Annotated in this window: 31 protein-coding genes, 2 tRNA genes and 1 pseudogene; 19 read left to right on the plus strand and 15 right to left on the minus strand. The window is 67.9% G+C overall.

Annotated elements, in window-relative coordinates:
- Positions 1 to 118 precede the first annotated feature (118 nt).
- A pseudogene (locus ACIBHY_RS20575) lies at positions 119 to 1,454 on the minus strand (transposase).
- 386 nt (positions 1,455 to 1,840) lie between these two features.
- Entirely contained in the window at positions 1,841 to 2,338 is a 498-nt protein-coding gene (locus tag ACIBHY_RS20580) for a transposase (protein WP_397307636.1), read from the minus strand.
- Positions 2,339 to 2,625: 287 nt separating this feature from the next.
- Between ACIBHY_RS20580 and ACIBHY_RS20585 the strand changes: the two genes are divergently transcribed.
- The 4 genes from ACIBHY_RS20585 to ACIBHY_RS20600 all read left to right on the plus strand — a co-directional run bounded on the left by ACIBHY_RS20585 (position 2,626) and on the right by ACIBHY_RS20600 (position 4,087).
- Positions 2,626 to 3,234, plus strand: a complete 609-nt coding sequence (locus tag ACIBHY_RS20585; protein ID WP_397307459.1) for a hypothetical protein — start codon at positions 2,626 to 2,628, stop codon at positions 3,232 to 3,234.
- Positions 3,225 to 3,641, plus strand: coding sequence for a hypothetical protein (locus ACIBHY_RS20590; RefSeq protein WP_397307460.1), 417 nt, complete (start codon positions 3,225 to 3,227; stop codon positions 3,639 to 3,641). The genes ACIBHY_RS20585 and ACIBHY_RS20590 overlap by 10 nt, the downstream gene beginning before the upstream one ends.
- A 72-nt stretch (positions 3,642 to 3,713) precedes the next feature.
- The gene (locus ACIBHY_RS20595; protein WP_397307461.1) at positions 3,714 to 3,866 is read left to right on the plus strand and encodes a hypothetical protein; all 153 of its coding nucleotides are present in this window, start codon (positions 3,714 to 3,716) and stop codon (positions 3,864 to 3,866) included.
- Positions 3,863 to 4,087, plus strand: coding sequence for a restriction endonuclease (locus tag ACIBHY_RS20600; protein WP_397307462.1), 225 nt, complete (start codon positions 3,863 to 3,865; stop codon positions 4,085 to 4,087). Before ACIBHY_RS20595 ends, ACIBHY_RS20600 begins: the two co-directional genes overlap by 4 nt.
- Here ACIBHY_RS20600 and ACIBHY_RS20605 read toward each other — a convergent pair.
- Both ACIBHY_RS20605 and ACIBHY_RS20610 read right to left on the minus strand, forming a co-directional pair.
- The gene (locus ACIBHY_RS20605; RefSeq protein WP_397307463.1) at positions 4,058 to 5,095 is read right to left on the minus strand and encodes a protein NO VEIN domain-containing protein; all 1,038 of its coding nucleotides are present in this window, start codon (positions 5,093 to 5,095) and stop codon (positions 4,058 to 4,060) included. The two genes, ACIBHY_RS20600 and ACIBHY_RS20605, sit on opposite strands and share 30 nt — an antisense overlap.
- Before the next feature lie 328 nt (positions 5,096 to 5,423).
- A tRNA-Arg gene (locus tag ACIBHY_RS20610) sits at positions 5,424 to 5,496 on the minus strand.
- Positions 5,497 to 5,650: 154 nt separating this feature from the next.
- Between ACIBHY_RS20610 and ACIBHY_RS20615 the strand changes: the two genes are divergently transcribed.
- Both ACIBHY_RS20615 and ACIBHY_RS20620 read left to right on the plus strand, forming a co-directional pair.
- Complete coding sequence (locus ACIBHY_RS20615) at positions 5,651 to 6,073, plus strand: hypothetical protein (protein WP_397307464.1); 423 nt, start codon at positions 5,651 to 5,653, stop codon at positions 6,071 to 6,073.
- 326 nt (positions 6,074 to 6,399) lie between these two features.
- Positions 6,400 to 7,503: a D-alanyl-D-alanine carboxypeptidase family protein gene (locus ACIBHY_RS20620; RefSeq protein ID WP_397307465.1), complete on the plus strand. Its 1,104-nt coding sequence runs from the start codon at positions 6,400 to 6,402 to the stop codon at positions 7,501 to 7,503.
- Here the strand turns inward: ACIBHY_RS20620 and mscL are convergent.
- Genes mscL through ACIBHY_RS20635 form a run of 3 tightly spaced genes read right to left on the minus strand, consistent with a single transcriptional unit; the run spans position 7,500 to position 9,261 of the window.
- On the minus strand, positions 7,500 to 7,898 hold the full coding sequence (gene mscL, locus ACIBHY_RS20625; protein WP_397251838.1) for a large conductance mechanosensitive channel protein MscL: 399 nt from the start codon (positions 7,896 to 7,898) through the stop codon (positions 7,500 to 7,502). The genes ACIBHY_RS20620 and mscL overlap by 4 nt on opposite strands.
- Before the next feature lie 23 nt (positions 7,899 to 7,921).
- Positions 7,922 to 8,464, minus strand: coding sequence for a flagellar biosynthesis protein FlgA (locus tag ACIBHY_RS20630; RefSeq protein ID WP_397307466.1), 543 nt, complete (start codon positions 8,462 to 8,464; stop codon positions 7,922 to 7,924).
- Positions 8,461 to 9,261: an S-methyl-5'-thioadenosine phosphorylase gene (locus ACIBHY_RS20635; RefSeq protein ID WP_397251836.1), complete on the minus strand. Its 801-nt coding sequence runs from the start codon at positions 9,259 to 9,261 to the stop codon at positions 8,461 to 8,463. The genes ACIBHY_RS20630 and ACIBHY_RS20635 overlap by 4 nt, the downstream gene beginning before the upstream one ends.
- Before the next feature lie 129 nt (positions 9,262 to 9,390).
- Here ACIBHY_RS20635 and ACIBHY_RS20640 point away from each other — a divergent pair, with 129 nt between their 5' ends.
- Positions 9,391 to 11,358: an MFS transporter gene (locus tag ACIBHY_RS20640; RefSeq protein WP_397307467.1), complete on the plus strand. Its 1,968-nt coding sequence runs from the start codon at positions 9,391 to 9,393 to the stop codon at positions 11,356 to 11,358.
- Here the strand turns inward: ACIBHY_RS20640 and ACIBHY_RS20645 are convergent, their stop codons facing one another.
- From ACIBHY_RS20645 to ACIBHY_RS20655, 3 genes are all read right to left on the minus strand, one after another.
- Positions 11,359 to 11,655, minus strand: a complete 297-nt coding sequence (locus tag ACIBHY_RS20645; RefSeq protein WP_379637789.1) for an FmdB family zinc ribbon protein — start codon at positions 11,653 to 11,655, stop codon at positions 11,359 to 11,361.
- Positions 11,656 to 11,722: 67 nt separating this feature from the next.
- A complete protein-coding gene (locus ACIBHY_RS20650; protein WP_397307468.1) occupies positions 11,723 to 13,228 on the minus strand; it encodes a potassium/proton antiporter in 1,506 nt (501 codons plus the stop codon).
- A 22-nt stretch (positions 13,229 to 13,250) separates the two neighbouring features.
- A complete protein-coding gene (locus tag ACIBHY_RS20655; RefSeq protein ID WP_397251833.1) occupies positions 13,251 to 13,820 on the minus strand; it encodes a 5-formyltetrahydrofolate cyclo-ligase in 570 nt (189 codons plus the stop codon).
- 24 nt (positions 13,821 to 13,844) lie between these two features.
- Between ACIBHY_RS20655 and galU the strand changes: the two genes are divergently transcribed.
- The 7 genes from galU to ACIBHY_RS20690 all read left to right on the plus strand — a co-directional run bounded on the left by galU (position 13,845) and on the right by ACIBHY_RS20690 (position 18,420).
- A complete protein-coding gene (gene galU, locus ACIBHY_RS20660) occupies positions 13,845 to 14,747 on the plus strand; it encodes a UTP--glucose-1-phosphate uridylyltransferase GalU (protein ID WP_397251832.1) in 903 nt (300 codons plus the stop codon).
- A complete protein-coding gene (gene glp / locus ACIBHY_RS20665; protein ID WP_397251831.1) occupies positions 14,734 to 15,921 on the plus strand; it encodes a gephyrin-like molybdotransferase Glp in 1,188 nt (395 codons plus the stop codon). Before galU ends, glp begins: the two co-directional genes overlap by 14 nt.
- A complete protein-coding gene (gene moaC, locus ACIBHY_RS20670; protein WP_397307469.1) occupies positions 15,918 to 16,385 on the plus strand; it encodes a cyclic pyranopterin monophosphate synthase MoaC in 468 nt (155 codons plus the stop codon). The genes glp and moaC overlap by 4 nt, the downstream gene beginning before the upstream one ends.
- On the plus strand, positions 16,382 to 16,873 hold the full coding sequence (locus tag ACIBHY_RS20675; protein ID WP_397307470.1) for a molybdenum cofactor biosynthesis protein B: 492 nt from the start codon (positions 16,382 to 16,384) through the stop codon (positions 16,871 to 16,873). Before moaC ends, ACIBHY_RS20675 begins: the two co-directional genes overlap by 4 nt.
- Before the next feature lie 40 nt (positions 16,874 to 16,913).
- Positions 16,914 to 17,558, plus strand: coding sequence for a GNAT family N-acetyltransferase (locus ACIBHY_RS20680; RefSeq protein WP_397251829.1), 645 nt, complete (start codon positions 16,914 to 16,916; stop codon positions 17,556 to 17,558).
- A gap of 136 nt (positions 17,559 to 17,694) precedes the next feature.
- Positions 17,695 to 18,297, plus strand: a complete 603-nt coding sequence (locus tag ACIBHY_RS20685) for a hypothetical protein (RefSeq protein WP_397251828.1) — start codon at positions 17,695 to 17,697, stop codon at positions 18,295 to 18,297.
- 49 nt (positions 18,298 to 18,346) lie between these two features.
- Positions 18,347 to 18,420: transfer RNA gene (locus tag ACIBHY_RS20690), tRNA-Ala, on the plus strand.
- A gap of 318 nt (positions 18,421 to 18,738) precedes the next feature.
- Here ACIBHY_RS20690 and ACIBHY_RS20695 read toward each other — a convergent pair.
- Positions 18,739 to 19,068, minus strand: a complete 330-nt coding sequence (locus ACIBHY_RS20695) for a tyrosine-type recombinase/integrase (protein WP_397307471.1) — start codon at positions 19,066 to 19,068, stop codon at positions 18,739 to 18,741.
- 383 nt (positions 19,069 to 19,451) lie between these two features.
- Here ACIBHY_RS20695 and ACIBHY_RS20700 point away from each other — a divergent pair, with 383 nt between their 5' ends.
- Positions 19,452 to 19,619, plus strand: coding sequence for a hypothetical protein (locus tag ACIBHY_RS20700; protein WP_397307472.1), 168 nt, complete (start codon positions 19,452 to 19,454; stop codon positions 19,617 to 19,619).
- Here the strand turns inward: ACIBHY_RS20700 and ACIBHY_RS20705 are convergent.
- The 3 genes from ACIBHY_RS20705 to ACIBHY_RS20715 form a co-directional block, all read right to left on the minus strand.
- The gene (locus tag ACIBHY_RS20705) at positions 19,606 to 20,091 is read right to left on the minus strand and encodes a hypothetical protein (RefSeq protein WP_397307473.1); all 486 of its coding nucleotides are present in this window, start codon (positions 20,089 to 20,091) and stop codon (positions 19,606 to 19,608) included. The two genes, ACIBHY_RS20700 and ACIBHY_RS20705, sit on opposite strands and share 14 nt — an antisense overlap.
- Positions 20,092 to 20,354: 263 nt before the next feature.
- Entirely contained in the window at positions 20,355 to 20,495 is a 141-nt protein-coding gene (locus ACIBHY_RS20710; protein ID WP_397307474.1) for a sigma factor-like helix-turn-helix DNA-binding protein, read from the minus strand.
- Entirely contained in the window at positions 20,453 to 20,794 is a 342-nt protein-coding gene (locus ACIBHY_RS20715; protein ID WP_397307475.1) for a sigma factor, read from the minus strand. Before ACIBHY_RS20715 ends, ACIBHY_RS20710 begins: the two co-directional genes overlap by 43 nt.
- A 237-nt stretch (positions 20,795 to 21,031) precedes the next feature.
- Between ACIBHY_RS20715 and ACIBHY_RS20720 the strand changes: the two genes are divergently transcribed.
- The 3 genes from ACIBHY_RS20720 to ACIBHY_RS20730 all read left to right on the plus strand — a co-directional run bounded on the left by ACIBHY_RS20720 (position 21,032) and on the right by ACIBHY_RS20730 (position 23,778).
- Entirely contained in the window at positions 21,032 to 21,757 is a 726-nt protein-coding gene (locus ACIBHY_RS20720; RefSeq protein WP_397307476.1) for an ABC transporter ATP-binding protein, read from the plus strand.
- Positions 21,754 to 23,070 carry an FtsX-like permease family protein gene (locus ACIBHY_RS20725; RefSeq protein ID WP_397307477.1) on the plus strand — a complete coding sequence of 439 codons (1,317 nt, stop codon included), beginning with the start codon at positions 21,754 to 21,756 and terminating at the stop codon, positions 23,068 to 23,070. Before ACIBHY_RS20720 ends, ACIBHY_RS20725 begins: the two co-directional genes overlap by 4 nt.
- 99 nt (positions 23,071 to 23,169) lie before the next feature.
- Positions 23,170 to 23,778, plus strand: a complete 609-nt coding sequence (locus ACIBHY_RS20730; protein ID WP_397307478.1) for a dihydrofolate reductase family protein — start codon at positions 23,170 to 23,172, stop codon at positions 23,776 to 23,778.
- A 184-nt stretch (positions 23,779 to 23,962) separates the two neighbouring features.
- Here the strand turns inward: ACIBHY_RS20730 and ACIBHY_RS20735 are convergent, their stop codons facing one another.
- Entirely contained in the window at positions 23,963 to 24,730 is a 768-nt protein-coding gene (locus ACIBHY_RS20735; RefSeq protein ID WP_397307479.1) for an acyl-CoA thioester hydrolase/BAAT C-terminal domain-containing protein, read from the minus strand.
- Positions 24,731 to 24,790: 60 nt separating this feature from the next.
- Here ACIBHY_RS20735 and ACIBHY_RS20740 point away from each other — a divergent pair, with 60 nt between their 5' ends.
- Entirely contained in the window at positions 24,791 to 25,888 is a 1,098-nt protein-coding gene (locus tag ACIBHY_RS20740; protein ID WP_397251823.1) for a winged helix DNA-binding domain-containing protein, read from the plus strand.

The following is a 25,888-nucleotide window of genomic DNA, read 5'->3' on the forward strand; positions in this document are numbered from 1 at the left end:
AGCGGATCTGTTCACGCCTGGCTCGCGCCGCCGGGGTCAGACCACCACCATCCGGATAACGCATCCCACCGGCATACTCCCGAACCAGCCGATGAACACGCAACCACGCCGTGTCACCTCAGGCTTTCATCCTCTGTAGCGGGTCCGCGGCGGTGAGGGTGTGCTGGCCGACGCTGATGGTGATGGTGCGGTAGCGGCGGGTGGTTCGGACGAACTTCTTGATGGACCAGCCAGTGGTGTTCTCGATCCACCGGGAGAGGGCCAGGGCGGCGAACACGATGGTCAGGTGGGCGTCGATGGACTCGCGTTTGTGGTGGTAGATCGGCCGGGCCTTCAGGTCGTGGCTACTCATCCTGAAAGACTTTTCGATCTGGAAGAGCCGGTGGTAGGCGTCGATCACGAACTCGGGCGTGGCGCCCGGCAGGTTGGTGATGTAGTCCTTGAGCCCGGCCAGTTCCCGGGCCGTGGCCTCCAGGTCCCGGTTGACGCTCCTGAGTGCGCCGTCGAGCCGGATGAACCTGTTGCGCTTGACCGGCCGGCGACGGCGCGTTCGGCCTTGGCGACCTGCTCGTCGATCCCACGCAGGGTGCGCCGAGCCCGGTCGGCCCGATACTGGTAGTAGATCGTCTGGTCTCGGCGGGACGGGCCGGCCGCAGCGGGCCAGGGCTGGATGAAGATGCGCCCGTCGGGGATCGGCGTGTCCGGGTGCTCGCGACGCCACTGTTGGACCACGTAGGGGACCTCGGGGATCTTCATGCCGAGGATGAACGACAGGCCTGCTTGTTCGATGGCCTGCTTGTTCGTCTCGGAGATCATCCCGGCGTCCGCGACGATGGTGACGTCGGCGAGCCGGTGGGCGGTCATGAACGCCTGAGTCACTGGAAGCATGGTGTGCGTCTCGGCCTTGTTGCTCTCGAAGGCCTCCACCATCAGCGGGAACCCGCCGGCGCCGGTCTCGAAGTACAGCGTGGAGACGTCGTACAGCACCAGGGAGGCAGGTCCCAGCCGGGCATGCGCGGCACACGCCGCGGCCAGGCTGGCGCGCCATTCGGACTCAGCGTAGGCGGGCAGGCGGCGATTGACCGTCGGATAGGACGGCGGATCGATGCCGGCCTCCTCCAGGACCCGCAGGCTGTCCTGTTTGCTGGTCGGCTCGGTGATCCGCGCCATCACCAGCGCGCGGAACAGCTCGTCTTCCCCGGTCGCTTCGCCGAAGCCCAGCTGGTCATAGGCCCGGGATACGCCTCGTGCAAGTGGCCCATCCGGGAGCCGATGATCTCCAGCGGGCCGCCCGCTTGCGGGCTGTCGTCCAGCCCGAGATCCAGCTCGGTCTTACCGGCGGCGATCCACTGCCGCGCCACCGCCTTCAGCAACTCGAGCTCGGCGTCGTCATGCGCGGATCCGATGTGCTCGATATCCCGCGAGCCCCGGTGGGAGGAGTGCACGATCTGCACCGCACTCGCGCCTGACGCGGTCTTCACCGTGCGCACGTAGGGAGACACGCCGACAGCTTAGAAGGACCCGTTAGTGCGCACCTTGCGAACTGAAACCAAAGGTCACAGCCCTGCAGAAGGGCCAGAAACGCCAGAGTGATAAAAGTCAGGTCACAGGTCAGGCAGGTGCCACCGCCGAGCGTGAGAGTAAAGGTGGCGCGCACGCGCAGCACGAAGGCCTGGCCGTGCTCTTCCAATAAGATACGCAGTGCGTCCAGGCGCACGCCGTCGGCGTAAGCGTCGGTGAACAGATCGATGGCCAGCTCCCCCTTGGTGGCGAAGGTCAGCTCCAGGGGCAGGCCCGTGGCGATCGCCTTGACCGAGTCGCTGATCTGTTCGGCGGGGATCTACTGCCGCGAGCCGATCAGCGTGCGTCCCGCGCCGGCGCGGACGTAGGCCAGGTGGACGAGGTTGATGCCATTGTCGATGCCGCCCGGGCAGCCCATGTGCTGGCGCTTGACGCTGGCCGTCGCCGTGGCCTTCTTCTCCTGGCAGGACTCATCCAGCGCTCCCACGGTCAGGCTGCCCGGCCGGGCGGCAACGTCCAGGCAGGCCACCGCGAAGCGGCGGATGGCGCTCATCGTGCCCCGGGTGTCCCAGCTGGCTCGGTTCAACAGCCGCTGGGTAGCATCCGGACGGCGGTCGCCGATCCATTCGGCGATCGTCCAGCCGTTGCGTCTGGGCGACACGGACATGACGGCTCGGACGTACTTGGCGGCCTGCAGCCGTGGTTCGATCTTGGAAAATCGGTGCCCAGCGCGGTCAAGAGGTCGTCGAGGTTCCGTTGCACGCGCGTGGCCTCTACGATGAGGGCAGCCGCTTTGGATCTTGTTCTCGTCACACAGACATGATCACGAGCGGCTGCTCTCGCTGTACGGCTATCCCATCGAAAGATCGCATCGGTCAGTCGTGCGTTATGCCAGGTCACACAGTGAATTGCGGCTGTCGTACTAGACAAATCAGAACTTCGCGCTTCGTTGTCTACAATACGTACTGTATCGACAGACTTGTACGCAGATGAGTCTAAAATGGGCGGGAACTTGCGGTAGCGGTTCTACGTTCTCGCAACATGGAGTCAAGGCGAAGCTGGCGAACTGAGAAGCGACGGGGCCTCATCGCAATCCTCAACGAAATGAGTCCTTTTCTGGTTGGTGCTGGGACCTTGCTCGCTGGCCTTGGAGCTGTCCTGGCCGTCTACTTTGCAGCTCAACAGACGAAGGTTGCGGCACAGCAGCTCCGAATTGCCCAGGACCAGTTAGCTCGACAACGCGACTTGGCTGATGAGGAGTTCATTGGCCGAGTTGGTGTTACCTATGACAATAAGAACGTCAAAGTAATAAATGCCAATCGAAGCGAGGCGACGATTCTTGGAGAGGTGTTCATCCAGTACAACTCTGAGGTTGTAGTCGAAGTGCAGTTCCATTTTGTCTTGGATGCGTGCAGGGAAGCAAAAATAAAAGTCCCGGAGGCTGAAGAGGTCATCAAACGCTGGGCTGCAAAAAGTGAGGTAGGTGATATCCCTAGTGCACGCGAGGCTTCTCAAGCTAGATATGTATCCCAATTATTGATGCACTTTGTGGATGCCGAAGGAAAAGTGTGGACGAAGAGTCAGTCTGGCGCCTGGCGTCGCGAGGCTGAGGATCAGGCGTTTGCCCGTAGCTTCTATCAAGGCAGTTCTCTCCCCGTAGTTACGACGGTAGAGCTTCACCCAGAGGGGCATAGGCTGGCGGGGTGCTTTTAGTCTCTGGGGTCGGGCTGAGATGGCCGGTTGAGGAGAGCTTCCAAGCCGGACAGGACCTGTTCGGCCCGGACGAGTCCCAGGGCCGCCTCCACGAGGCGCTCCTGCGGCACCTCGTGCTGGTCATTGCCGCCTTGGCGGTCTGCGCGGTCACCACCGCCCCGGCCCGGCACCGCACCGACACCCAGGCCACGCGCCTTGCCTGTCTCGACGAAACGCCGCCCGAGATCTCCGGCCTGATCCCGCTGACGGTCGCAGAGATCAAGCGACTGTTCAGCACCGTCACCGGCCAGACGCCGACCCTGGAACAGGCTGCACATTGGTCAGCCTGGCGACGCCGCCATCAAGCACGCGCCCGCTGGTTCCACGGCCGCGCCCGCCTGGCCACCGCATATATCCAGCTCAACTAACGAATGGCGGCTGCCGTATTAGGCAGCACCTGAACGCGCTCGTCTCCCCACAACCCCTATGACCTTGTCGCGGTGGAACCAGTCGTCGACTTCGACCTGTCGCGCTGTAAGTTCATCGACGAGGTCTATGCCGCCTCAGGGCTCGACGGGCGGCCGAACATCGTTGAGATGGATCCCCTGAAGTTCGAGCATCTGATCCTGCCGTTGTCCGAAAGCGCGGCATGAAGTCCTGGGTGACGCAGTCGTCCAGAGACGACGGCGTGGACGGCGTCGTGGTCAACGAGGATCCTGTCATGGGTGGCGTCTGTATCATCCAGGCGAAGCGGTACAAGGGTCCGGTGTCGCCGAACGATGTGCGTGCTCTGGCCGGGTCGATTGAGGACATGCGGGCCTGCAAGTGGATTCTGGTCACGACTTCATGGGTCGTACTTGTAGCCGATGGGTGACAGCCGAGCTTGATCTAGAGACCAGGGGTGAAATATCGAGGCTTTGCCTCCGCTCGTAGAGATCTCACCCTGGTCGTCGCGGTTCACGGTGATGTTGCTCAGCACGAACAGGGCCACGTGCGGGTACTCCTTGGCGTGCCGGACTTCATTCGGCGTAAGGAGGATCTCCTGTGGATCGCCCGTCGTCCCCTTCACCTCGACATGCCAAGAGACGCCGTTGATCTCGACCACATAGTCGAAGCTCCCGGTACGAGAGGTGTCCGTAGCCTTGCCCAGCTTGCTGTAGTGGAGGAGAGCCTCGTTCATGGCGTGCGTCTCGACCGCTACCTTCACCCACTGGTCGGTGGCGAAGCCTTGGCCTTTGCGAGGCGTCCGCGGGCGGCCGGCGGCAGCGGCGACCCGACGTTCGGCCTCCTCAACGTCGCTCCGAGTGAGGACCGTAGGGGGCTGCTTTTCGACGAGTGCCTCCACGGCTTCCTTCACCTCAGGGAGCACATCGAGCACCGCGTTCGGGAATTTGGCGAGGTACGTCTGCCAGGTCCGTAGGGAATCCTGGTACTGAATCCACGGGAAGTAGAGCCGCTGTCGTGGGAAGTCTGCCTGTAAGGCGTCTCGGACGGCGAACAGGGCTAATCGGCGTTGCCGGAGTACCGCCAAGGGCAGTGGTTCGGCCAGTGGGCGATAGTCCGCGAGCGCAACGACGAGGCCAGGGAGCCATTCGGGCTTGGCGCCGGCTTGTCTCGCGTAGGAGCCACGTGCGACCCACCAGATCGGCTCGTTGTACCGCTCACCTGTCGCGCGGCTGACGCCCACGATCTGCTCTGCGGCGCTGTCGTAGTGAATGACGAGATTGTTGGCCTGGACGGCACTGACCAGTGCGTAGCCTGGCGTGCTCACACCGCCCCGAGCGGCGATGGGCGCTTTCACATCGCTGCCGATGTCGTCTCGTCGCGTGATCTCCATGAAAAAGGTCTCATCGGACCGCTGCGACCACCAGTACGCGACCATGGACCTCATCCTGCCGCAGCTGGATCTTGGACTCCAGAGGTCCATGCGTGGGCTACCGAGCTCAGCCCTCCTGCAGCCTTGCCTTCCCGTGCGACCATATGTGCTGTCTCGGCTTCCGTCCTTGCCGCAGCTTCTCCACCGCCGCACTGAAGCCGAACTGTTTCGCTGAGCTGGGGAAACGCACTGAAGATCATCCCGCATATATCCCGTGATCAAGATCCTACGGCTGCATACGGGTGCTCTCGGCGACCTATCAAGGGGCTGGAACGCAAGAGATCTGAGGCAGGAAAGCCGCAGGTCAGAGGCCAAATTGCCTGGTCGAGAAGCGTGCCCCCGGCAGGATTCGAACCTGCGGCACCCGCTTTAGGAGAGCGGTGCTCTATCCCCTGAGCTACGGAGGCGGACGCGACAAGCCTAGCGAAGTCTGGGAGCGCATGGGTCGCCCGGGCGGGGGTGAGTTGCCGGGGCTGGCGGGGTCAGTACTGGGATGGGGTGGGGTAAAGGGATCGCCAGCGATCCCCTAACCGATCATGGTGCGTGGATAGCGTCGGGCGGGTGACGAACAGGGGACGTAAACAGAGGCCAACGGTGCTGGTGGCCGCGTTGCTCGCGCCGGCGATTCTCGCCGGCGGGCTGATGGTGGGGGAGGGCGTCGGGTACGACGGGGAGCGGGTCGCCGTGGACAGGGTGCCGCCGGGGGTGGGGTTGGCGTTTGAGCCGGTTTATGTGCCTGCGCCGGCTCGGGCGGATCTGGTCTACGAGGGGAGCCTGCCGGCGCCTCGGAAGCCGGAGGAGGTGAGGGTGCGGGTGGTGGATGTGCCTGCGGTTCCTCCTGCCGGGGAATCGGTGGTGCGGCGGGAGGCGCCGGAGCCGGTTCGGGGGGAGCGGGAGCAGGAGCAGAGGAGTGGGTGTCCGGGGGAGTGGGAGGAGACCTGGCTCTGGGAGTTGTGCCGGGAGCGGGAGCAGCCTCCTGCCTGACGACACCGACGGCCTGACGACACTGGCGGCCCGACGACGCTGACGGCCTGACGAGACTGACGGCCGCACGGGCTGGCGGTGCGGTTCCGGGGTGTGAGGGGCCGGGTGGGGTGCGTGGGTGGGCAATGGGCGGGAGTGGGGGGCTCCAGGTTTGGTAGGTGGTTGGGTCAAGCGGGTTGAGGCGCTGGGTGGACGGCTAGTGAACTGTGAGGGGCGGGGTGGGGATGCGGGTTAAAAACCCTAAACGGGATATAGCGGCTCTCCGGAGTTGGGTCCGGGCACTCGGGGGGCTGTAGTAACGTGCGTGCCTGACCAAGGTAACGAGTGTGCAAACGGAGGAGTCGAGCGTGCCAACTCCTCGATCAGCGGGTCTGATCGCGGTCGTCGTGGCGATGACTTCACTGTTCGCACCCCCGGTTCGTGCCGAGGCTCCGACCAACGTTCCTCCTGCCGCTGTCGTCGTGGATCCCGGCAGTCTTACGGAGCTTCGCAAGGAGGCCGAGAAGTCGGCCAAGGAGCTTGAGGACGCCACCAAGGCGCTGGAGCAGCGGCGTTCGAAGGTCGCTGCCCAGGAGAAGGAGCTCAAGACCAAGCTGCGCGCCCTCGATGAGGCCGAGAGCCAGCTGGCGGAGATCCGCAAGCCGGTCTCGCGGCTGGCCGAGCTGTTCTATCAGCAGCCCATCGGTGGCGACGGGATCATCCCGTTCCTGTCGGGGGACGCCGGGGTCGGGACGCTTCGGGCCATGAGCGACGCCAGTCAGATCGTCGCCGTCCGGCAGCTGGCCGTTGAGCAGACCAGCCGGCTCTACAAGGAGACGGAACGGCTGGCGTCCGAGGCTCAGGAACTGCGGGCCGGGAACCTCCTGGCCGAGGCGCAGATGGCGGCGGAGATCGACACCCTGCGCCTGCGCTCGGACAAGATCGTGAAGTCGTTGACCGCGGCGCTCGTGAAGATGGGCATCAAGATTGACAAGGTGGGGCGGGCGGCCCTGGCCTGTAACCCGCTGCGGATCACCGCGGCCGACGCCTATCCGAACGGGCTCATTCCTCGTACGCTGCTCTGCCCGCTGCAGCAGCGCGGGCACATGTTGCGGGCGGACGCGGCCATCGCGTTCGTCAGCCTCAACGAGGCCTATCGCAAGCAGTTCGGGCGCCAGATCTGCGTGACGGACGCCTATCGCAGCCTTTCCGAGCAGCAGTCCGTCTACTATCGGCGGCCGGGGTTCGCGGCGGTGCCGGGGCGGAGCAACCACGGGTTCGGGCTGGCGGTCGACCTGTGCGGAGGGGTGGAGCGCTTCCGGTCGGCCGAGTTCAACTGGCTGGAGAAGAACGGCAAGCGATACGGGTGGTTCCACCCCGACTGGGCTTACAGCAGTCCGTTCGAGCCCTGGCACTGGGAGTACGATCCCAAGATCGACTCGCTCATCTAGGCAGGGGTGAGCTCCGAGGTGCAGGCCGGGCAGCGCGTGGCGGCCTTCGGGATCTCCGTGAGGCACTGCGGGCACTCGTGGTGCGTCGCCTCCTCACCGGCGGCCAGGCGGTCCTTGTACGAGGTGTACGGCCGGACGATCAGGAAGTAGACGACCCCGGCGACCAGCAGGAACGAGATCAGCGCGTTGATGAAGTTGCCGTAGTTGAAGCTGGACCGCCCGATCATGAACTTCAGCGAGGAGAAGTCGGGCATGCCGCCGAAGGCGGAGATCAGCGGGGTCAGCAGGTCGGCCACGAACGAGTTGACGATGGCGGTGAAGGCCGCGCCGATGACGACCGCGACGGCCAGGTCGATCACGTTCCCCTGCATGAGGAACTTCTTGAATCCACTCATGTGCAGGGATCGTAGCCTAATGATTACGCAGGGTGAGGCTTAAGGATAACGGAGAGCCGCCCGCCGGACTGGGCCGCGGCGAGCTGGGCGGCCTGTGTCGTCGTGGTGGCCAGCACGATGAGGGCGCCCTGGTCGTCCTCTGTCCTGGGGGTCGAAAGGACCGTGACGTCGTCGGCCACGAGCTGGGCGGACTGGCTCTCCCACGCCGCCAGTACGCCGATCGTCGAGCCGGGTTCGATGAGCTTCGCGGCGTCCGGGTCGGCGATGCGGACGGGCGCGGCCACGAGGCCGGGCGCCAGCCGTACCGGATGGAGGGGGCGGACGTCCGTGAGGGGCTCGCCCCGGCGCATCGGCGCGGCGAGCACGCCGCTCGCGGGCGGCGCGCGCAGGGCGCCGTCGGGAGGCGCGTTGAGCGGGGCCAGGCGCAGGTCGCCTGGGCGCAGTGTGCCGGGGGTCAGGTCGCGGGCGGCCACGACCACGGGGGTGCCGGGCTCGGGGAGTACGGCCAGCAGCGCGGCGAGGGTCGCGGTGGCGGCCAGGACGGCCGCGATCAGGCGGCGTTTCATGGCAGGTCGAAGGGGAGTTTGATGCCGTCGAGGGTGGAGCCGCAGGGGCAGGTGCGCTCCGCGGGCAGGGCCTTCACCGTGTCGGCCACCAGCGTGCGCATGCGGGCGACGTTCTGCGCGAAGAAGGCCAGGACCTCGTCATGGGTGACGCCCGCGCCCGCCTCCACGCCGGCGTCGAGGTCGGTGACCAGCGACAGCGAGGTGTAGCAGAGGGCGAGCTCTCTGGCCAGGATGGATTCGGGGAAGCCTGTCATGCCGACGATCGTCCAGCCGTTGGCGGCGAACCACTGAGACTCGGCGCGTGAGGAGAAGCGCGGCCCCTCGATGACGACGAGCGTGCCGCCGTCGACGGCGTTCCACTCGCCGGCGCGGGCGGAGGACACCGCGACCGCGCGGCCGGACGGGCAGTAGGGGTCGGCGAAGGAGACGTGGACGGCCCCGCCCATGTCGTAATACGTCTGCACGCGGCCGGAGGTCCGGTCGACGATCTGGTCGGGGACGACGATCGTCCCCGGCCCGTGCTCGGCCTTCAGGGAGCCGACCGCGCTCGGCGCGAGGACCTGGCGCACCCCGAGCGAGCGCAACGCCCAGAGGTTGGCGCGGTACGGGATGCGGTGCGGCGGGAAGCGGTGGTCGCGCCCGTGTCTGGGGATGAACGCGACCGATCGCGAGCCGATGCGGCCGATGGTGACGACGTCGCTGGGTGGCCCGTAGGGGGTGGTGAGGGTGATCTCCTCCGCGTCGTCGAGCAGGGAGTAGAAGCCGGAACCGCCGATGACGCCGATGTCTGCACGCATGCCGCAGAGATTAGCGGGAGGGGTTGGGGGGCGGGTGGGGCAGAGCGGCGTTCTGTGGACAGTGGGGTGGCTGTGGACAGAGGCCACTCCGAAAAGTAGTCGAAAGACTACACACAGTACGATCTCGATATGCGGCAAAAAGGGCTGGGCCTCATCATCGTCGCGCTCATGCTGGGCATGCTGCTGGCGGCGCTCGACCAGACGATCGTGTCCACCGCGCTGCCGACGATCGTGAGCGACCTCGGCGGGCTGGAGCAGCTGTCGTGGGTGGTCACGGGGTACCTGCTGGCCAGCACGGTCTCCACGCCGCTGTGGGGCAAGCTCGGCGATCAGTACGGCCGCAGAGGACTGTTCATCGGGGCGATCGTCATCTTCCTCATCGGATCGGCGCTCTGCGGGCTCAGTCAGAACATGGGCCAGCTCATCCTGTTCCGTTCCCTTCAGGGGCTCGGCGGCGGCGGGCTCATGGTGCTGGCCCAGGCGATCGTGGGCGACGTCGTGCCGGCCCGCGAGCGCGGCAGGTACCAGGGCTTCTTCGGGGCCGTCTTCGCCGTCTCCAGCATCGTCGGGCCCCTGCTCGGCGGCCTGTTCGTGGACCATCTGTCCTGGCACTGGGTCTTCTACATCAACCTGCCGGTCGGCGCGGTGGCGCTGTTCGTGATCATCGCGGTCCTGCCCGGCCACGAGAGCAGGACCTCGCACAAGATCGACTACGCGGGCGTGGTGACGATCGGCGGTGCCACCAGCTGTCTGGTCCTGATCGCCACGTGGGCAGGCACCATGTACGCGTGGACGAGTCCGCAGATCGTCGGACTCGGGCTCGCCGCCGTGGCGCTCCTCATCGCGGCATATTTCGCGGAACGGCGGGCGGCCGAGCCCATCATGCCCCTCAAGCTGTTCAGGCTCAGAGCGTTCTCGATGACGTCGATCGTGGGCTTCGTGGTGGGTTTCGGCATGTTCGGCGCCCTCACCTATCTGCCGCTCTACCTGCAGACGGTCCATGGCGTCAGCGCCACGCTGTCCGGCGTCCATCTGCTCCCGATGATGGCGGGCATGCTGACCATGTCCATCGTCAGCGGGCAGATCATCTCCCGCACCGGCAAGTACAGATTTTTCCCGATCGCGGGTACCTTCATCGCCACCGTCGGCATGTTCATGCTCTCCCGCCTGACGGAGACGAGCAGCACCCTGGTCATGAGCATCGACCTGCTCGTCCTGGGCGTCGGCCTGGGCATGACCATGCAGGTCCTGGTCATCGTGGTACAGAACGCCGTCGACTTCGAGGATCTCGGCGTGGCCACCTCGGGCGCCACGTTCTTCCGCTCGATCGGCGGCTCCTTCGGCGTCGCCACGCTGGGCGCGGTCTTCACCGGCAGGCTCAACGCCGACATGGCGGAACTGGTGGCCAAAACCCCTATCCCGCCCGGCGTCGACCCCGCGAACATCCAGAAGGACCCCACACTCATCCAGAAGCTCCCGGGGCCCCTCGCCCAGGACTTTCTCCACGTCTACGCCGACGCGATCGCCACCGTCTTCCTGGTGGGCACGCCCATCCTGTTCGTCGCGTTCCTGCTGTCCTGGTTCATCCCGGAACAACGCCTGCGCGAGACCACCAAGGCCATGGACTACGGCGAGGGCCTGGGCGCGACCTCCGCCGAGCGCTCCTCGCTCGCGGAGGTGGAAAGAGGTCTGGTACGGCTGGCCGACGCCGACCTGCGCAAGGACTATTACGTACGCCTGGGCCAGCTCGCGGGCCTGTCCGGCCTGCCTCCCCAGAGCGTCTGGGTCATCGCCAGGCTGGGCGGGGAGGGCTGGGTCAAGGCCGCCGACCTGGCGGAACGGGCCAACGTCAGCAGACAGGAGGGCCGGCCGTACGTGGACAGGCTCACCGAGCGCGGACTCGTCACGCGCTCGCCCGACGGCGACTCGCTACGGCTGACCGAGCAGGGCGACGCGGCGGCCGAGCGGCTCCTGGAGCAGGCCAAGGCCGGGCTGGGCAGGCTGGTGGCGGATTGGGGGCCGAGCCCGCAGCTGGTGCGCCTGTGTGAGCGGATCGCGCCCGAGCTGCTCGGCGCGGACGCCGACCGGCCGGGCTAATCAGCTGGAGGCCGCGGCGGGGGTGGAGGACTTCTCCGACGACGAAGACGAGGTCGTCGATGGGGTGGCGGTCTTCTCCGGAGTGGAGGACGCGGGCGTCGTGGTGGCGCTCGTGGACGACGAACGGTTGTCGGTCTTGTAGAAGCCCGACCCCTTGAACACGATCGCTGCGGCCGAGAACACCTTGCGCAGTTTGCCCTCACAACTTGGGCAGACGGTCAGCGCGTCATCGGAGAACTTCTGAACGACCTCGAGAGGCTGCCCGCAGTCGTTGCAGACGTACTGGTACGTGGGCACGCATTCCTCCTCAGGGGTTGGCACTCGACCGTGGCGACTGCTAATGCTAACCGATGGGGTCAAACTTTCATTCCAGACCCCGCTCGCCGTACCATCCGGCCAGCTTGCCACGGCGGCTGACCGCCCGCAGCCGCAGCTCGACCTGTTCGCGGCAACTCGCGGTGGTCACGACAAGCAACTGATCTTCCGCCCTGATCCGGGTGGTCGTGGCCGGAACGAACGATCTGCCCTCGCGCACGATCAGCGTGACGTTCGCCCCGGCGGGCAGCCGCAGCTCGAAGATCTCCACGCCGTGCAGCTGCGAGCCCGGCGGCACCTTGACCTGCAGAAGGTCGGCGTTGAGCTCCTCCAGCGGGGCCGCCTCCACCTCCAGGTCGTGCACCTCGCCCGGCGCGCTCACGCCCAGAAGCCTGGCCACGAACGGCAGCGTGGGTCCCTGCAGCAGCGTGAACACCATCACGATGACGAACACCTGGTTGAAGATGTCCTCCGACCCCTTCACCTCGGCCGCCCAAGGGATGGTCGCGAGCACGATCGGCACCGCCCCGCGCAGTCCCGCCCAGGACAGGAAGGCCTGTTCGCGCAGACCCGTCCTGCCCATGCGGGCCATCCGGGCCAGAAGCGCCGAGACCATGACCGAGATCGGCCTGGCCAGCAGCACGAGGACCGTTCCCGCGATGAGGCCGGGGATCACCGCCTTGGGCATCTCGCCGGGGCTGGCCAGCAGCCCGAGCATGACGAACAGCAGAATCTGCGCCAGCCACGCCGCGCCCTCCGCGAAGCCCCTGGTGGCGGCCCGGTGGGGGAGGCGGGCGTTGCCGAGGATCAGCGCCGTCAGGTAGACGGCCAAAAACCCGGAACCATGCAGGTGTACGGCGCCGCCGTACGCCAGGAAGGTGAGGGAGAGGACCGCGAGCGGATAGAGGCCGGAGGCGGCCAGCGCGACGTGGCGCAGCGCCAAGGCCCCGAGCGGGCCGACGGCCAGCGCCACGACGGCGCCGATGAGCAGTTCGGCGCCGGTCTTCATGACGAACTCGCCGAGGCCGGGGATGGGGTCGGCGACGCTGCTCAGCAGGACGACCGCGATGACCGTGGGTGCGTCGTTGAAGCCGGACTCGGCCTCCAGGATGCCCGCCAGGCGCGGTGGCAGGGGCAGGCGGCGCAGGACGGAGAAGACCGCGGCCGCGTCGGTGGAGGCCAGGACGGCGCCGAGGATCAGCGCGGCCCGCCACTCGTAGCCGAGCAGGCCGGCGACGGCGAGCGCGACGACCAGGATGCTCACGGCCACGCCCACCGTGGCCAGGATCAGCGCGAGCGGCACGGCCCGGCGAACGTGGTTCCAGTTGGTGGTCAGGCCACCTTCGGCCAGGATCACCGCCAGCGCCGTGAGGCCGATGTGCTTGGCCAGGTTCGGGTCGTCGAACTGGATGCCGAAGCCGCTCTCGCCCAGCAACAGCCCGAAGCCGAGGAACAGAAGCAGGCTCGGAAGCCCGCTGCGGTGGGCGATGCGGACGGAGGCGATGGCGGCGATGAAGACCGCGCCACCAAGAAGGAGCCAGAACTCGACGGTCACCTGGCCCCCTCTCTCTTTGCAGTCACATAAGCCTAGTGAGTCCCATAGGAGTCACCGCATAACGGACCCGCTCGTCGTGGGACTCGGCGGGGACGCCGTCGATCAGCTCGCCGTCGTGCAGCAAGGCGACCACGGGGACGTTCGGACCGACCCTGGACAGGGCCCGGTCGTAGGAACCGCCGCCGCGCCCGAGCCGGACGCCGGTGCGGGCGTCGACGGCGAGGGCCGGGACGATCACCAGTGCGGCGGTACGGATCGCGTCCACGCCGCGCCGGGTGTCGATGGGCTCCATGATCCCGGATCGTCCAGGTGCGAGGGTATCTGGCCCGTCGTATACCGCCCAGTCCAGATCGTCATCATCTTTGTGCACAGGCAAGATCACTGTGGCCCCGTGTTTCCACAGGGCGAAGACAAGCCCGTGCGTCTCCGGCTCGCTTCCGATAGACCAGTAGCACGCCACCAGCCCCGCCATCTGGACCCACGGCTGATCAAGGAGGGTTTCCCGGATGCTTGTCGCGTTTGCCCTGCGTTGCTCGGGCGAGAGCGAGGTACGCGCCTCGATCAGGTCCCGGCGCAGCTTCATCTTGTCCACAGGTACCTCCACTAGGGTCTACTCATGGCTGACTTCGACCCTGTGACGAAAGCCGTCGTGCCCGCCGCGGGTCTGGGCACCCGGTTCCTCCCGGCGACCAAGGCGACACCCAAAGAGATGCTGCCCATCGTCGACAAGCCCGCGATCCAGTATGTCGTCGAGGAGGCCGCCTCCGCCGGGCTCCTCGACGTCCTCATGGTCACGGGGAAGAACAAGCGGTCGATAGAGGATCACTTCGACCGCGCCTTCGAACTGGAGGAGGTGCTCGAAGCCAAGGGCGACGAGCACAAGCTGTCCCAGGTCCGCGAGCCCGCCGCGCTGGCGACCCTGCACTACGTGCGGCAGGGCCAGCCGAAGGGGCTCGGCCACGCCGTGCTCTGCGCCAAGCAGCACGTCGGCGACCACCCCTTCGCCTGCCTGCTGGGCGACGACCTGATCGACTACCGCGACGAGCTGCTCAAACGCATGATCGAGGTGCGCGGCACCTATGGCGGCAGCGTGATCGCGCTCATGGAGGTCCCCAAGGAGCAGGTCTCCCTGTACGGCGTCGCCACCATCCAGGCCACCGGCGAGGACGACGTGGTCAGGGTGACCGACCTGGTCGAGAAGCCCCCGGTCGAGGAGGCGCCGTCCAACTGGGCGATCATCGGCCGCTACGTCATCGACCCGGCCGTCTTCGAGGTGCTGGAGAACACGCCGCCGGGCCGCGGCGGCGAGATCCAGCTGACCGACGCCCTGCGTACGCTGGCCGGGCGGCCGAGCTCGGAGGGCGGGCCGGTGCACGGCGTGCTGTTCCGGGGGCGCCGCTACGACACCGGCGACAAGCTCGACTATCTGCGCACCGTGGTGAAGTTCGCCGCCGACCGGCCCGACCTGGCCCCCGAGTTCGTTCCGTGGCTGCGGGAGTTCCTTCGTGAAATCGGTTGACGCGCACCTGGCCGAGATCCTGGCCACGGTGCGTACGCTGGCGCCGCTCGAGCTCGAGCTTGAGCGGTCGCTGGGCACCACGCTGGCCGAGGAGGTCGGCTCCCCGGTGCCGTTGCCGCCGTTCGACAACTCGGCCATGGACGGCTATGCCGTACGCGCGGCCGACCTCGCGGCGGTTCCCGTCACGTTGCCGGTGATCGACGACGTGGCGGCCGGATCCGACGAGCTGCGTGCCGTCGGGCAGGGTCACGCGGTACGCATTATGACCGGTGCGCCCGTTCCGGCCGGCGCCGACACCGTCGTGCCGGTGGAGTGGACCGACGGCGGCACCGTCACGGTCACGATCAACCAGGCCGCGCCCCTGGGCAACGCCATCCGCCGGGCGGGTGAGGACGTGCGGGCGGGCGAGGTCGTGCTCCGCCCCGGCACGGTGATCGGCCCCGCCCAGCTCGGCATCGTGGCCGGCGTCGGCCGCCGCCGGGTGTGGGTGCGCCCGCGCCCGCGCGTGGTCGTGCTCTCCACCGGCGCCGAACTGGTCGAACCCGGACTCCCGCTCGGCCCCGGCCAGATCTGGGACTCCAACAGCTTCACCCTCACCGCCGCCGTCCGCGAGAGTGGCGGCGACGGCTACCGCGCCGCGACCGTGGGCGACGACCCGGCCACGTTCCTGGAGCAGCTCGACGCCCAGCTCGTGCGGGCCGACGCCATCATCACCAGCGGCGGTGTCTCGATGGGCGCCTACGAGCCGGTCAAGGAGGCGCTCGCGCCGCTCGGCACGGTCCGCTTCGAGAAGGTCGCGATGCAGCCGGGCATGCCGCAGGGTTTCGGCGTGGTCGGCGAGGACCAGGTGCCGATCTTCGCGCTGCCCGGCAATCCGGTCTCGTCCTTCGTCTCGTTCATGTTGTTCGTACGGCCGGCGCTGCGTCAGATGCGCGGACTGCCGGCCGGAGCCCCGGAGACGTCGACGGCCTATGTCGTCGGGCCGCTGCGTTCGCCCGCGGGCCGGCGTTCCTACCTGCGCGGCGTGCTGTCGGAGGACGGCACCGTGACTCCGGTACGCGGCCAGGGTTCCCACCAGCTCGCGGCGCTGGCCTCGGCCAACGCCCTCATCCTGGTGCCCGAGGACGTCACCGACGTACCGGCGGGCGCTGCTGTGCAGGTGATCAGACTGTGAGTTTCACCCATCTCGACGAATCCGGCGCCGCCCGCATGGTCGACGTCTCCGCCAAGGACGTCGGCGCGCGCACCGCGACCGCGACCGGCCGCGTCCTGCTGTCGGAGGAGGCCGTGGCGCTGCTGCGCTCCGGGGAGGTGCCGAAGGGCGACGCGCTGGGCGTGGCCAGGATCGCCGGCATCATGGGCGCCAAGCGCACGCCCGACCTCATCCCGCTGTGTCATCCGATCGCGCTGCACGGGGTGAAGGTCACGCTCGACATCGTCGACGAGGGCGTGGACATCATCTGCGTCGTCAAGACGGCCGACCGCACGGGCGTGGAGATGGAGGCGCTCACCGCGGTGTCGGTGGCGGCGCTGGCTCTGATCGACATGGTGAAGGCGGTCGATCCGGCCGCGGTGATCACCGGCGTACGGGTGGAGGAGAAGACCGGCGGCAAGACCGGCCATTGGACACGGCCATGATCCGCGCATGGGTGATCCGGGCATTGGTGATCACGGTCTCCAACCGCGCCTCCGCCGGGATTTACGCCGATAAATCCGGACCTCTTCTGGTTTCGCTGCTGGGTGAGGCGGGGTGTGAAGTGGACGGTCCTGTGGTGGTTCCCGACGGCGATCCGGTCGAGGCCGCGCTGCGCGACGGCATCGCGGGCGGATACGAAGTGATCATCACGACCGGCGGCACCGGGCTCACGCCAATGGATCTCACTCCGGAAATGACCGCCCGGGTAATTTCCCGGGAAATTCCGGGTATTGCGGAGGCCATCCGGCAGGCGAATCGCGAAAAAGTGCCGACCTCGATTCTGTCGCGAGGTCTGGCCGGCCAGGCGGGCGACACCCTCATCGTCAACCTGCCCGGTTCCAGCGGTGGCGTGCGCGACGGCGTGGCCGTACTCGCGCCCATCCTTCAGCACGCGGTCGAGCAGATCCGCGGCGGCGATCACCCGCGCTGATGCGTGGCGACATGACGTCCGATGGGGGGATGATGAGGGTGTGGATCGACTTCGTGGCTGGCCGGCGACTCTGAGCGAAGGGCCAGTGGGTCTGCGGCCGTTGCGGCTGGGAGACGTCCGGGTGTGGCGCGAGACGCGCCTGCGCAACGCCGAATGGCTGCGCCCATGGGAGCCGAGCAACCCGGAGACGCCGCTGTTCAGGACCGGTCTCGGACCGTACGTGTCCATGGTCGGCACGCTGCGCAGAGAAGCCCGCCAAGGCATGGCGCTGCCCTGGGTCGTCACCTATCAGGGGCATTTCGCCGGACAACTCACCGTCGGCGCGATCGTGTGGGGATCCGCCCGTTCCGCGCAGGTCGGCTACTGGGTCGACGGCGCGCTCGCCGGGCGCGGCATCACGCCGACGGCGCTCGCCCTGGCCGTCGACCACTGCTTCTTCACCACCGGGCTGCACCGCATCGAAGCCAACATCCGGCCGGAAAATCACGCGAGCAGAAGAGTGGTTGAGAAGCTCGGTTTCAGGGAAGAAGGCATTCGGCGTCGCCAACTCCACATCGACGGAGCCTGGCGCGACCACATCTGCTACGCGTTGACCGTCGAGGACGTTCCCGGCGGTCTACTCGTGCAGTGGCGTCGCGCGCGTGAGTCAGCGGCTCACGGTGGGTCTCCGGTAGAAGAGGTTTGACGATCTCGCGACACACCGCATCGAATGCTCGTCAATTAGTGACACGCGGTCTTACGGTGCGTGACGTGAGCACATCGAAGACGCCAAGAACGCACAGGCGTTTTCATGCTGCCCTTAATCGTGTCCGGAGGTGGTCGTGAGCAGCGTCCTCCTCTATCTCGCCATCGTCGTCATGTGGTTGTGCGTCCTTGTCCCGATGTGGCTGCGCAGGGACAAGACGAACCTCGCCGAGCTGGCCGAGCTCGAAGAGGAGTACTACACGGGCGAGCACCAGCTGCCGGACCTGGAGCAGGTGCAGGGCGCCTCGCTGATGGACCAGCCGGACACCGGCGAGTACTCCATCGAGGAACCCGCCGCGCCCGTCGTGGACCCTCGGCAGTTCCGCGCGCGGCGACGGGCGATCATCGTGGCCCGGCGGCGGCGGTTGCTGTTCTTCACGTCGTTGCTGGTGATCGCGTCGCTGGTGACGGCGGCGGTGCGGATGATGCCGTGGTGGGGGGTTGCTCCCTCAATCGTGGTGATGGCGGCTTATCTTGGGTTCCTGCGCATCGCCGTACAGGTGGATCAGGAACGGCGGCGCCGCGCCGCCCAGTCCCGTGCCGAACGGCGGCGGCGGGTCCGGGAGCAGCGGCGGCTGGAGGCCGAGCGGGAAGCCGAGATCATCGAGTTCACGGCACGACAGCCGGACGTCCTGTTCGACCAGTACGCGGAACCGCCTCGGCGGGCGGTCGGGGACTGAATCGGTGGCGCGAGGACCCCAGGGAGTTTGCTAATCTGGTCGAGTCCTTGGGGATGTAGCGCAGTCCGGTAGCGCACTTCGTTCGCATCGAAGGGGTCAGGGGTTCGAATCCCCTCATCTCCACCCAGGTCAAAGGCCGCTTCCGAGAGATCGGAGGCGGCCTTCTGCGTTGCTGGGTGACCAACTGAGTGACTACGGGTTCTGATCAGCGGCGGTGAAGGTCCTCAATCGCCAGCACGACGGCTGTGACGAGACATCCCAGGCCCACACCTACCAACGCGATTACCGCTGAGGTCGCGTCGCTCCCCGTTCCCATACCGACGCCCAAAATGAGGAACAACCAGCCGACGAGGACGAAACCACGAGCTCCGCCGCGACGGGCTTCTCTTACGCGCTTCAATGATCACCCTTCGTCGTGTGAAGCTGTGTGATGATCATGCATCATCCGTCTGGAAAGAGTCGATCCATCGCTTCGGCGCCCTCCAGGAGCACCGGGCGGAGCTGCTTGCGGTAGACCGTCTCGGTGACCGTCGTGTTGCTGTGGCCCACGAGGCGGGAGATGTTCTCCAGAGGGACGCCTGAGTCCGAGAGCAGAGAGACAAAGCTGTGCCGCATCTCCCGAGGGGTCCACTCCTTATCGTCCAGGCCCGCCTTCTTGAGGATGGCGCGGAAGGAGCGCCTGACGTTGTGCGCGTCGAGTGGCGTGCCGACCGCGGAGGCGACGAAGACCAGGTTGTGATCCTTCCACCGGTCTCCGGCGTCGGTGCGCATCACCTCTTGGCGTGCGCGGTGGGCTTTCAGTGCGGTCACGCACCGTTCGGCCAGACGACCAGCTCCACCTACACGCTGAGCAGAGCCACCCCATACCCGTGATGTAGATCAGCGGCGATCCCGAGACGTTCAAGCTCCGCGCGAAGCTGCTGCATCAAGCGCAGTCCCGGATCGTCGACCGTAGGAATTCGTGAAGGAATCATCACGTTCAGCTAAGCCGCCACGCGCTGACGGGGCACGATGACAATGGGAGATAGCCAGGGATACGGCTGTATCCGCGGATACGTAGGTTCGTCGTCGGCTTGCGGGCGGCTTCGGCGAGCGTACGCATCCTCACGTTCCCGGACCGGATGCGGCCTGAGCCGGATGAGGTGGGGCGGGAGGTGTTCACGCTTCTGGGCGAGGTGCGTCCGCTCGTTGGGGCGGTGGTCCGATCGGTCAGGCGACTGCTCTTCGACCTGGGGGAGGAGGAGTACGCCCGGCAGTGGAGCGGCGAGACCTTCCCCTTGCGCGAGCTGAACGCCTTGGAATCCTGGCTCAAAGATCATTGATCTCCTCAGGAGCCTGGCCGTCCGCGGTCACGGAGGGCTCTGGCCGCGTTCGACGGCTCCGAAGGGGCTTGGGAGTCTCAGGGGTTCCGGCGGCAGGGCGGTCGTAGACGCCGACCGCCCACTCGCCGAGCCGCTCGCCGACCTCCGCCAAGAGACGTTCGCGCACGTCCTGATGGAGAAGCGCGACAATGGCCGCCCGCTCGTCGCACGTCACCGACTTGGAGAACTGCCGGCAGCGGCCGAGCTCCTCGGCGACCTTGACGACGGGGGCGTCCGCGGGGAAGACCCACACCTGTACCGCGGAGACACTTGTCGGTGTGAACGTGACGGTCCGGCGGACGTCTATCGTACCGAAGCGCTGGGAGTGGATGAGGGAAAGGGTGAACCTCTCGGCTCCCAGCACCACGGGGAACGTCTCGGGCAGTTCCGGGCGCGCCTCGACCCGCGCCGAGCTGGGCGGCTGGGCCACCACGGCCCGGTCCGTCCGGACGGTGCCCGTCAGCAGGACGGCGGCGGTGGCGGCGACGGCCAGCGCTGCCCCGACGCTCAGCGCGCGCCGGGACCGGCGGGTCCGGCGGCCTCGCCGGATGATCGCGTCGAGGTGGGGGACCGGTTCCCCAAAGGTCGGGTCGTGGGCGTGCTTCTCCAGGAGCGCGCAGATTGCTTTCCGTATGCCTCATCGCTGGAGCTCCTCCAGGTTCATGGTGCGGATGTCCGGATCGAGCCGGAGACGGGTCAGGGCCCTGCCGAGCTGGCTTTTGACCGCGCCCAGCGAGCAGCGAGGATGTCGGCGACCTGGGTGAGCGTCCGCCCCTCGAAGTAGTGCAGAACGATCACCGCCCGCTGGCGTGGCGACAGGGTGCGATGGCCTTCCACAGCGCCACCTGGTCGTCCACCGCGGTGGTCTGGTCATGCGGGTCGGCCGTCTCGGGCAGGGTCTTGACCGGCACCTCGCCCCGCCACAGCCGGCGCCACCACGAGGCGTGGGTGTTCACGATGATGCGATAGACGTACGGATCGGGGTTGCCCTCGATCCGCCGCCAGGCCGCCCAAGCCTTGACCAGCGCTGTCTGCACCAGGTCCTCGGCCGTGCCCCAGTCCCGGGCGAGGAGGTACGCCATCCGGCACAGCCGTAGATGGCGGTGCGCCACGTACTCGGCGAACCCGTCGGCCATCAGTCATCTCCGTCGACGACTACTGGGTGGGAGGCACGTTCGGAAGACAGGTGTCCGGGGGCCGCATCGGCTCGGGCCCGGTGAGGGAGCGCAGTGGCTGGACTTCTGGTCGGTGTGGGGCGGCTACCTGCGGGGATGTTGGTGGTGCCCCGGTCGCGCTCAGGGTTGTGAGGTCAGGGGCCGACCGGGGTGATGCCTGATGGGCGGTGACGGGTCTGGTCCGGCACGCTGCTGGTCATGCGTGATCATGCAGTTGTCCTTGAGGAAGTGACCAGGACATATGGGAAGGGCGCCACCGAGGTGGCGGCGCTCGGTCAGGTCAGTGTCGGGTTTCCGCGTGGCAGTTTCACGGCCGTGATGGGCCCGTCGGGGTCGGGGAAGAGCACGCTGCTGCAGTGCGCGGCAGGGCTGGACCGGCCGGACTCGGGCGCGGTTCGGATCGCCGGGCAGGACATCACCCGTCTGGGGGAGAAGGACCTGGCGGTGCTGCGCCGCGACCGGATCGGCGTCATCTTCCAGGCCTTCAACCTGGTGCAGTCATTGACCGCCTGGCAGAACGTGATCCTGCCCACCAGGCTGGCCAGGCGGCGGCCCGACCCGTCACGCGTGCGGGAACTGCTGCACCGCGTCGGGCTGGCCGGGCGGGAAGGGCATCGTCCCTCGCAGTTGTCCGGTGGACAGCAGCAGCGGGTGGCGATCGCCCGCGCCCTGCTGGGCAGGCCGGAGGTGCTGTTCGCCGACGAGCCGACGGGGGCGCTGGACCGCCGTAGCGGGCACGAGGTGCTGGCCTTGCTGCGGGAGGCGGTTGACGAGTTCGGGCAGACGGTGGTGATGGTCACGCACGATCCGGAGGCGGCGGCCGGGGCCGACAGCGTGCTGTTCCTGACCGACGGGCGGATCGTCGACATCCTGAACAAGCCCTCCGCCGACCAGATCGGCATGCGGCTGGGCGGCCGGCGGTGACACTCGTACTCGCCTGGAACAACGTCCGTACCAACCGGATGGGCTTCGCCGCTTCGTTCGCGGCGGTGCTGCTGGCCGTGATGCTGGTGGGCGGCAGCGGCATGGTGGTATCCGGCGCCGGAGCGCGCGACGAGCTGAGCGGCGTCATGGGATTGCTGGTGCTGTCGGCCGCGGTGTCGGGGTTCGTGTCGGTCTTCGTGGTCGCGGGCATGCTGAGCCTGTACGTGCTGCGCCAGCGCAGGACCTGGGCGCTGCTGCGGTCGATCGGCATGACGCCGCGGCAGGTGAGCCGGCTCGTCACAGCGGAGGCGATGGTGGTGGCCGCGCTGGCGAGCGTGGCGGGCTGCCTGCTGGCCGTCCCTTACGCGGCGGCGATGGCGGCGTTCATGAGGATGACCGGGCTGGCGCCGATGGGTGTCCCGGTGAAGGTCACGGCGGGGCCGTTCATCCTGGCGCTGGTGGTGGGGTTGGTGGTGACGCTGCTGGCGGCTCGGGCCGCGGCGCGCAAGGCGGTGGGCGTGGGGCCGCTTGAAGTGCTGCGGGAGAGCGCGGCGCAGCGGCGGCTGCTGCCTTGGCCCAGGGCGGTCTTCGGAGTGGCGGCGCTGGCCGGGGGCATCGTGCTGCTGTACCTGGTGCCGCAGGTGAAGGAGTCGGCCGCGGTGCCGACCGGGCTGGGGGCGACGATGGCGCTCTGCGTGGGCGCGTCCGCGCTGGGCCCTGTCGCGCTGCGGGGGATGGGCTGGCTGTTCGGGGCGGTGGCGGCCCGGCTCGACCCGGGCGCAGGGATGCTGGCCAGGTCCTCGCTGATCACCCAGCCGCGCCGGGCGATGGCGGCCGCGTCCCCGGTGATGCTGACGATCGCGCTCGCCTGCACCTTCTTGTTCGCCGTGGCGACCACCGACGCGGCGGTGGACATCACCCGCACGGGGCCGGCGGCGTGGGCGGCGCCGGTGCTGGTGGGATCTGCGGTGGCCTACACCGTGATCTCGGTGCTCAACGCGACGGCGATGACGATGGCCGAGCGGACCGAGGAGATCCGGCTGCTGCGCACCCTGGGGACCAAGCCGCGGCAGCTCACCAGGATGGTGTGCTGGGAGACGTTGACCGTGACGTGCGCCGGGACGCTGCTCGGGACGGGCATCGCCGCCGCATCGCTCGCCGCGCTCGGCAAGGCCGCGACCGGCCGGGCGGGGTTCGCCTACTCCGTCCCGCAGTACGCGGGGCTGGTGCTGGTCTGCGTGGTGAGTGGCCTGGCCGGAGCGCTGGCCTCCACGCGGAAGGCACGGCGCGGGTCGCTCCGGCCCGAAGACTGACCTTGAGGGCTCGTAGGGGAATCGTAGGGAGACCTTAAGCCGCTCCCGGCACGCTGTGGGCACAGACAGAGAGCAGGAAGAAACAGAGGGAGCGGGAAGATGGCGAGCAAGCTGATCGTCGGGACGTTCGTGTCGCTGGACGGCGTCATGCAGGGGCCCGGTGGCCCGACCGAGGACGAGTCCAACGGGTTCACGCGGGGTGGGTGGTTGCCGGCTCACGTCGACCAGGACTTCAACGAGATCATGGCGGACGTGCTCGAGCGGGCGGACGGGATGCTGCTGGGGCGCAAGTCCTACGACATTCTGGCCTCGTACTGGCCGGACGTGTCGGATGAGGACGGCGGCGCCAAGATCAACAGCATGGCCAAGTACGTCACCACCCGCTCGCCCAAGGAGGTGACGTGGAACAACAGCCACGTGCTTCAGGGCGAGGCCGCGCAGACGGTGGCCGAGCTCAAGAAGAGCACCGACGGGGCCATTCTCGTGCAGGGGAGCAGCGACCTGCTGCGCACCCTTCAGGAGGCCGAGCTGGTGGACGAATATCACCTGCTGGTCTTCCCCGTCGTGGTCGGGGAGGGCAAGCGGCTGTTCTCCGAGGGGACGGTGCCCGCGGGGCTCAAGCTGGCCGCGTCGCGGGTGACCAGCACCGGGGTGGTGCATCTGGTGTACGAGTGGGCCGGGGCGCCGCTCTACGGGACGGTCGCCTAGCCCGGGAATGTTCTTGGCTGGGGGGTGGTTACACAACCCGTAGCCGGTGTGTCCAGTGTCCCAGGGCCTCATTTACCGCCTTCGCGGACTACCGTTCGGCTGGAGCCGCGTTGTGCATTTCGCCGATAGGCGACCTGCGCACCGTCTACTGAAGAAGGGCCTACGCCTCGGCGTGGGCCCTTCTTCATGTCCGCCCCCGAAGTGCCCTGAGGATCTCGGGCCACGCCCTTTCCCCGAGTTCGGCGTCGGCGTGCGGGCTTCCGCCGTACACATAGGAGGCGGACGGCGCGGGGGCGGGCTCGCCGGGCAGGCGCGGGCGGTGGCCGGCCCGCGGGTGGGAGACGAGGCGGACCTCGCGCCGCGCGGTCAGGGCGTGCGCGAACGTCAGGGATGGCCACATCTGGTCGTCGCCGCCGGCCACGAGGACCACGTCGGCGCGGGAGCGTTCCAGGGGAATGGCGGACTCGGCGGGAGCCGCCGCGAGGCCACGCTCGTAGAACGCGCGGAAGGAGGTGGGCGGGCCGTCGGCCGGCCATTCCGGGGGATAGGGGGCGAAGGGGAGTGGGCGGCCGCGCCAGGTCCACGAGGACCGGTACGGCCCCGCCACGCCGAAACCGGCCCAGACCACCGAGGACGGCGACAGCGCCACCACGGTCTCCACCCGCGGCTCCACACAGGCGAGCGAGAGGGCCGCCTCAGCGCCCTTGGACAGCCCGAGAATGGTCAGCCGGCGCGCGCCCGCCTCGGTCAGCATGTCGAGTCCGGTGACGAATGTCTCCAGCGGAATCTCGCAGATTCCGGGCGACTGTCCCGGTCCGCCGAACCAGCGGATGGACAGAGCCGTCAGACCGTGTGCGGCCAGCAGGTCGCATCGGGCGGAGTCGATCCGGCCGCTGGATCCGGCCAGGACGAGGACGCCGATCTCGCCCGCACCGGCCAGGTGACTTTCCATGGTCATGGATCTTATGAGGTGGATAGTGTCGGTTCGGGCAGAGAGGACGCGGGCGGGTTCATGAACGTCGAACGAGAGCAGGTCATCGCCTTCCGGCTGCGCCGGCACCAGTTGGACGAGCGGGGCACGCTGGCCGACGCCGCGGCCACGGCGCCGCAGAACACGCCGCCCGGGTCGGCGCAACTGGCGCTGCGGGCCCGGGCCGAGGTGGGCGTCGCGGAGGTCGAGGCGGCGATCGCCAAGCGGCGCACGTTGATCCAGACGTGGAGCCTGCGCGGTTCGCCGTGCCTGGTGAGCAGTGCGGAGCTGCCGCTGTTCACCCGTGGGCTGCTGCCCGACGACGAGGAGTCGTGGCGGGCGCAGATGGCCGGGTTTCTGCCGATGCTCGATCAGATGGGCAGGAGCGCCAGCGCGACCATGGAGCGGGTGATCGAGGCCACCAGGGACGCGCTGGACGGGCGTACGCTCACCAAGCGGGAGCTGGGCAGCGCGCTGGCTCCGCGGCTGCCGGCGGAGTTCGCGCCGTGGATGGAGCCGGACATGTTCTCGTCGTTCAGCGCCATTCTCACGCGGGCGGCTTCGCTGACGGGGGAGTTCGCGATCGCGCCCCGGGTCGGCAACGAGGCGTCGTTGATGCGGGTGGATCAGTGGCTGGCCGGGGTGCCGGCGGACAAGGACGCGCGGGCGGGGCTGGTGCGGCGGTATCTGCGGCTCTACGGGCCCAGTACGGCTGACGACTTCGCCTCCTGGGCGGGGGTCAGCGTCCACTACGCGGCGCGCTCCTGGGCGAAGGTCGCGGGGGAGATGGCCGAGGCGGGCGGGGGGTTCGTGCTGGCCGAGGATCTGGCCGAGCTCAAGGGGGCGGAGCGGCCCAAGGGGATGCGGCTGCTGCCGCCGTACGAGCCGTTTCTGCAGTTGCGAGACCGGGGCACGCTGGCGCCTGACCCGGGGCTGCGGCCGCGGATCTGGAGGAAGACCGGCAACCCCGGGGTGATCCTTCTGGACGGCGAGACGGCGGGGTTGTGGCGGCAGCAGAAGAAGGGCGCCAAGCTGATGATCACGGTCGAGGGGGACGTCGATCGGGACACGGTCGCGGCCGAGGCCGCGCCCTACGCGGAGTTCCGCGGGTGCACGGAAGTACAGGTCATCCAGGGCTGA

It is taken from the genome of Nonomuraea sp. NPDC050547 (assembly GCF_044457345.1).
GTDB lineage: Bacteria > Actinomycetota > Actinomycetes > Streptosporangiales > Streptosporangiaceae > Nonomuraea.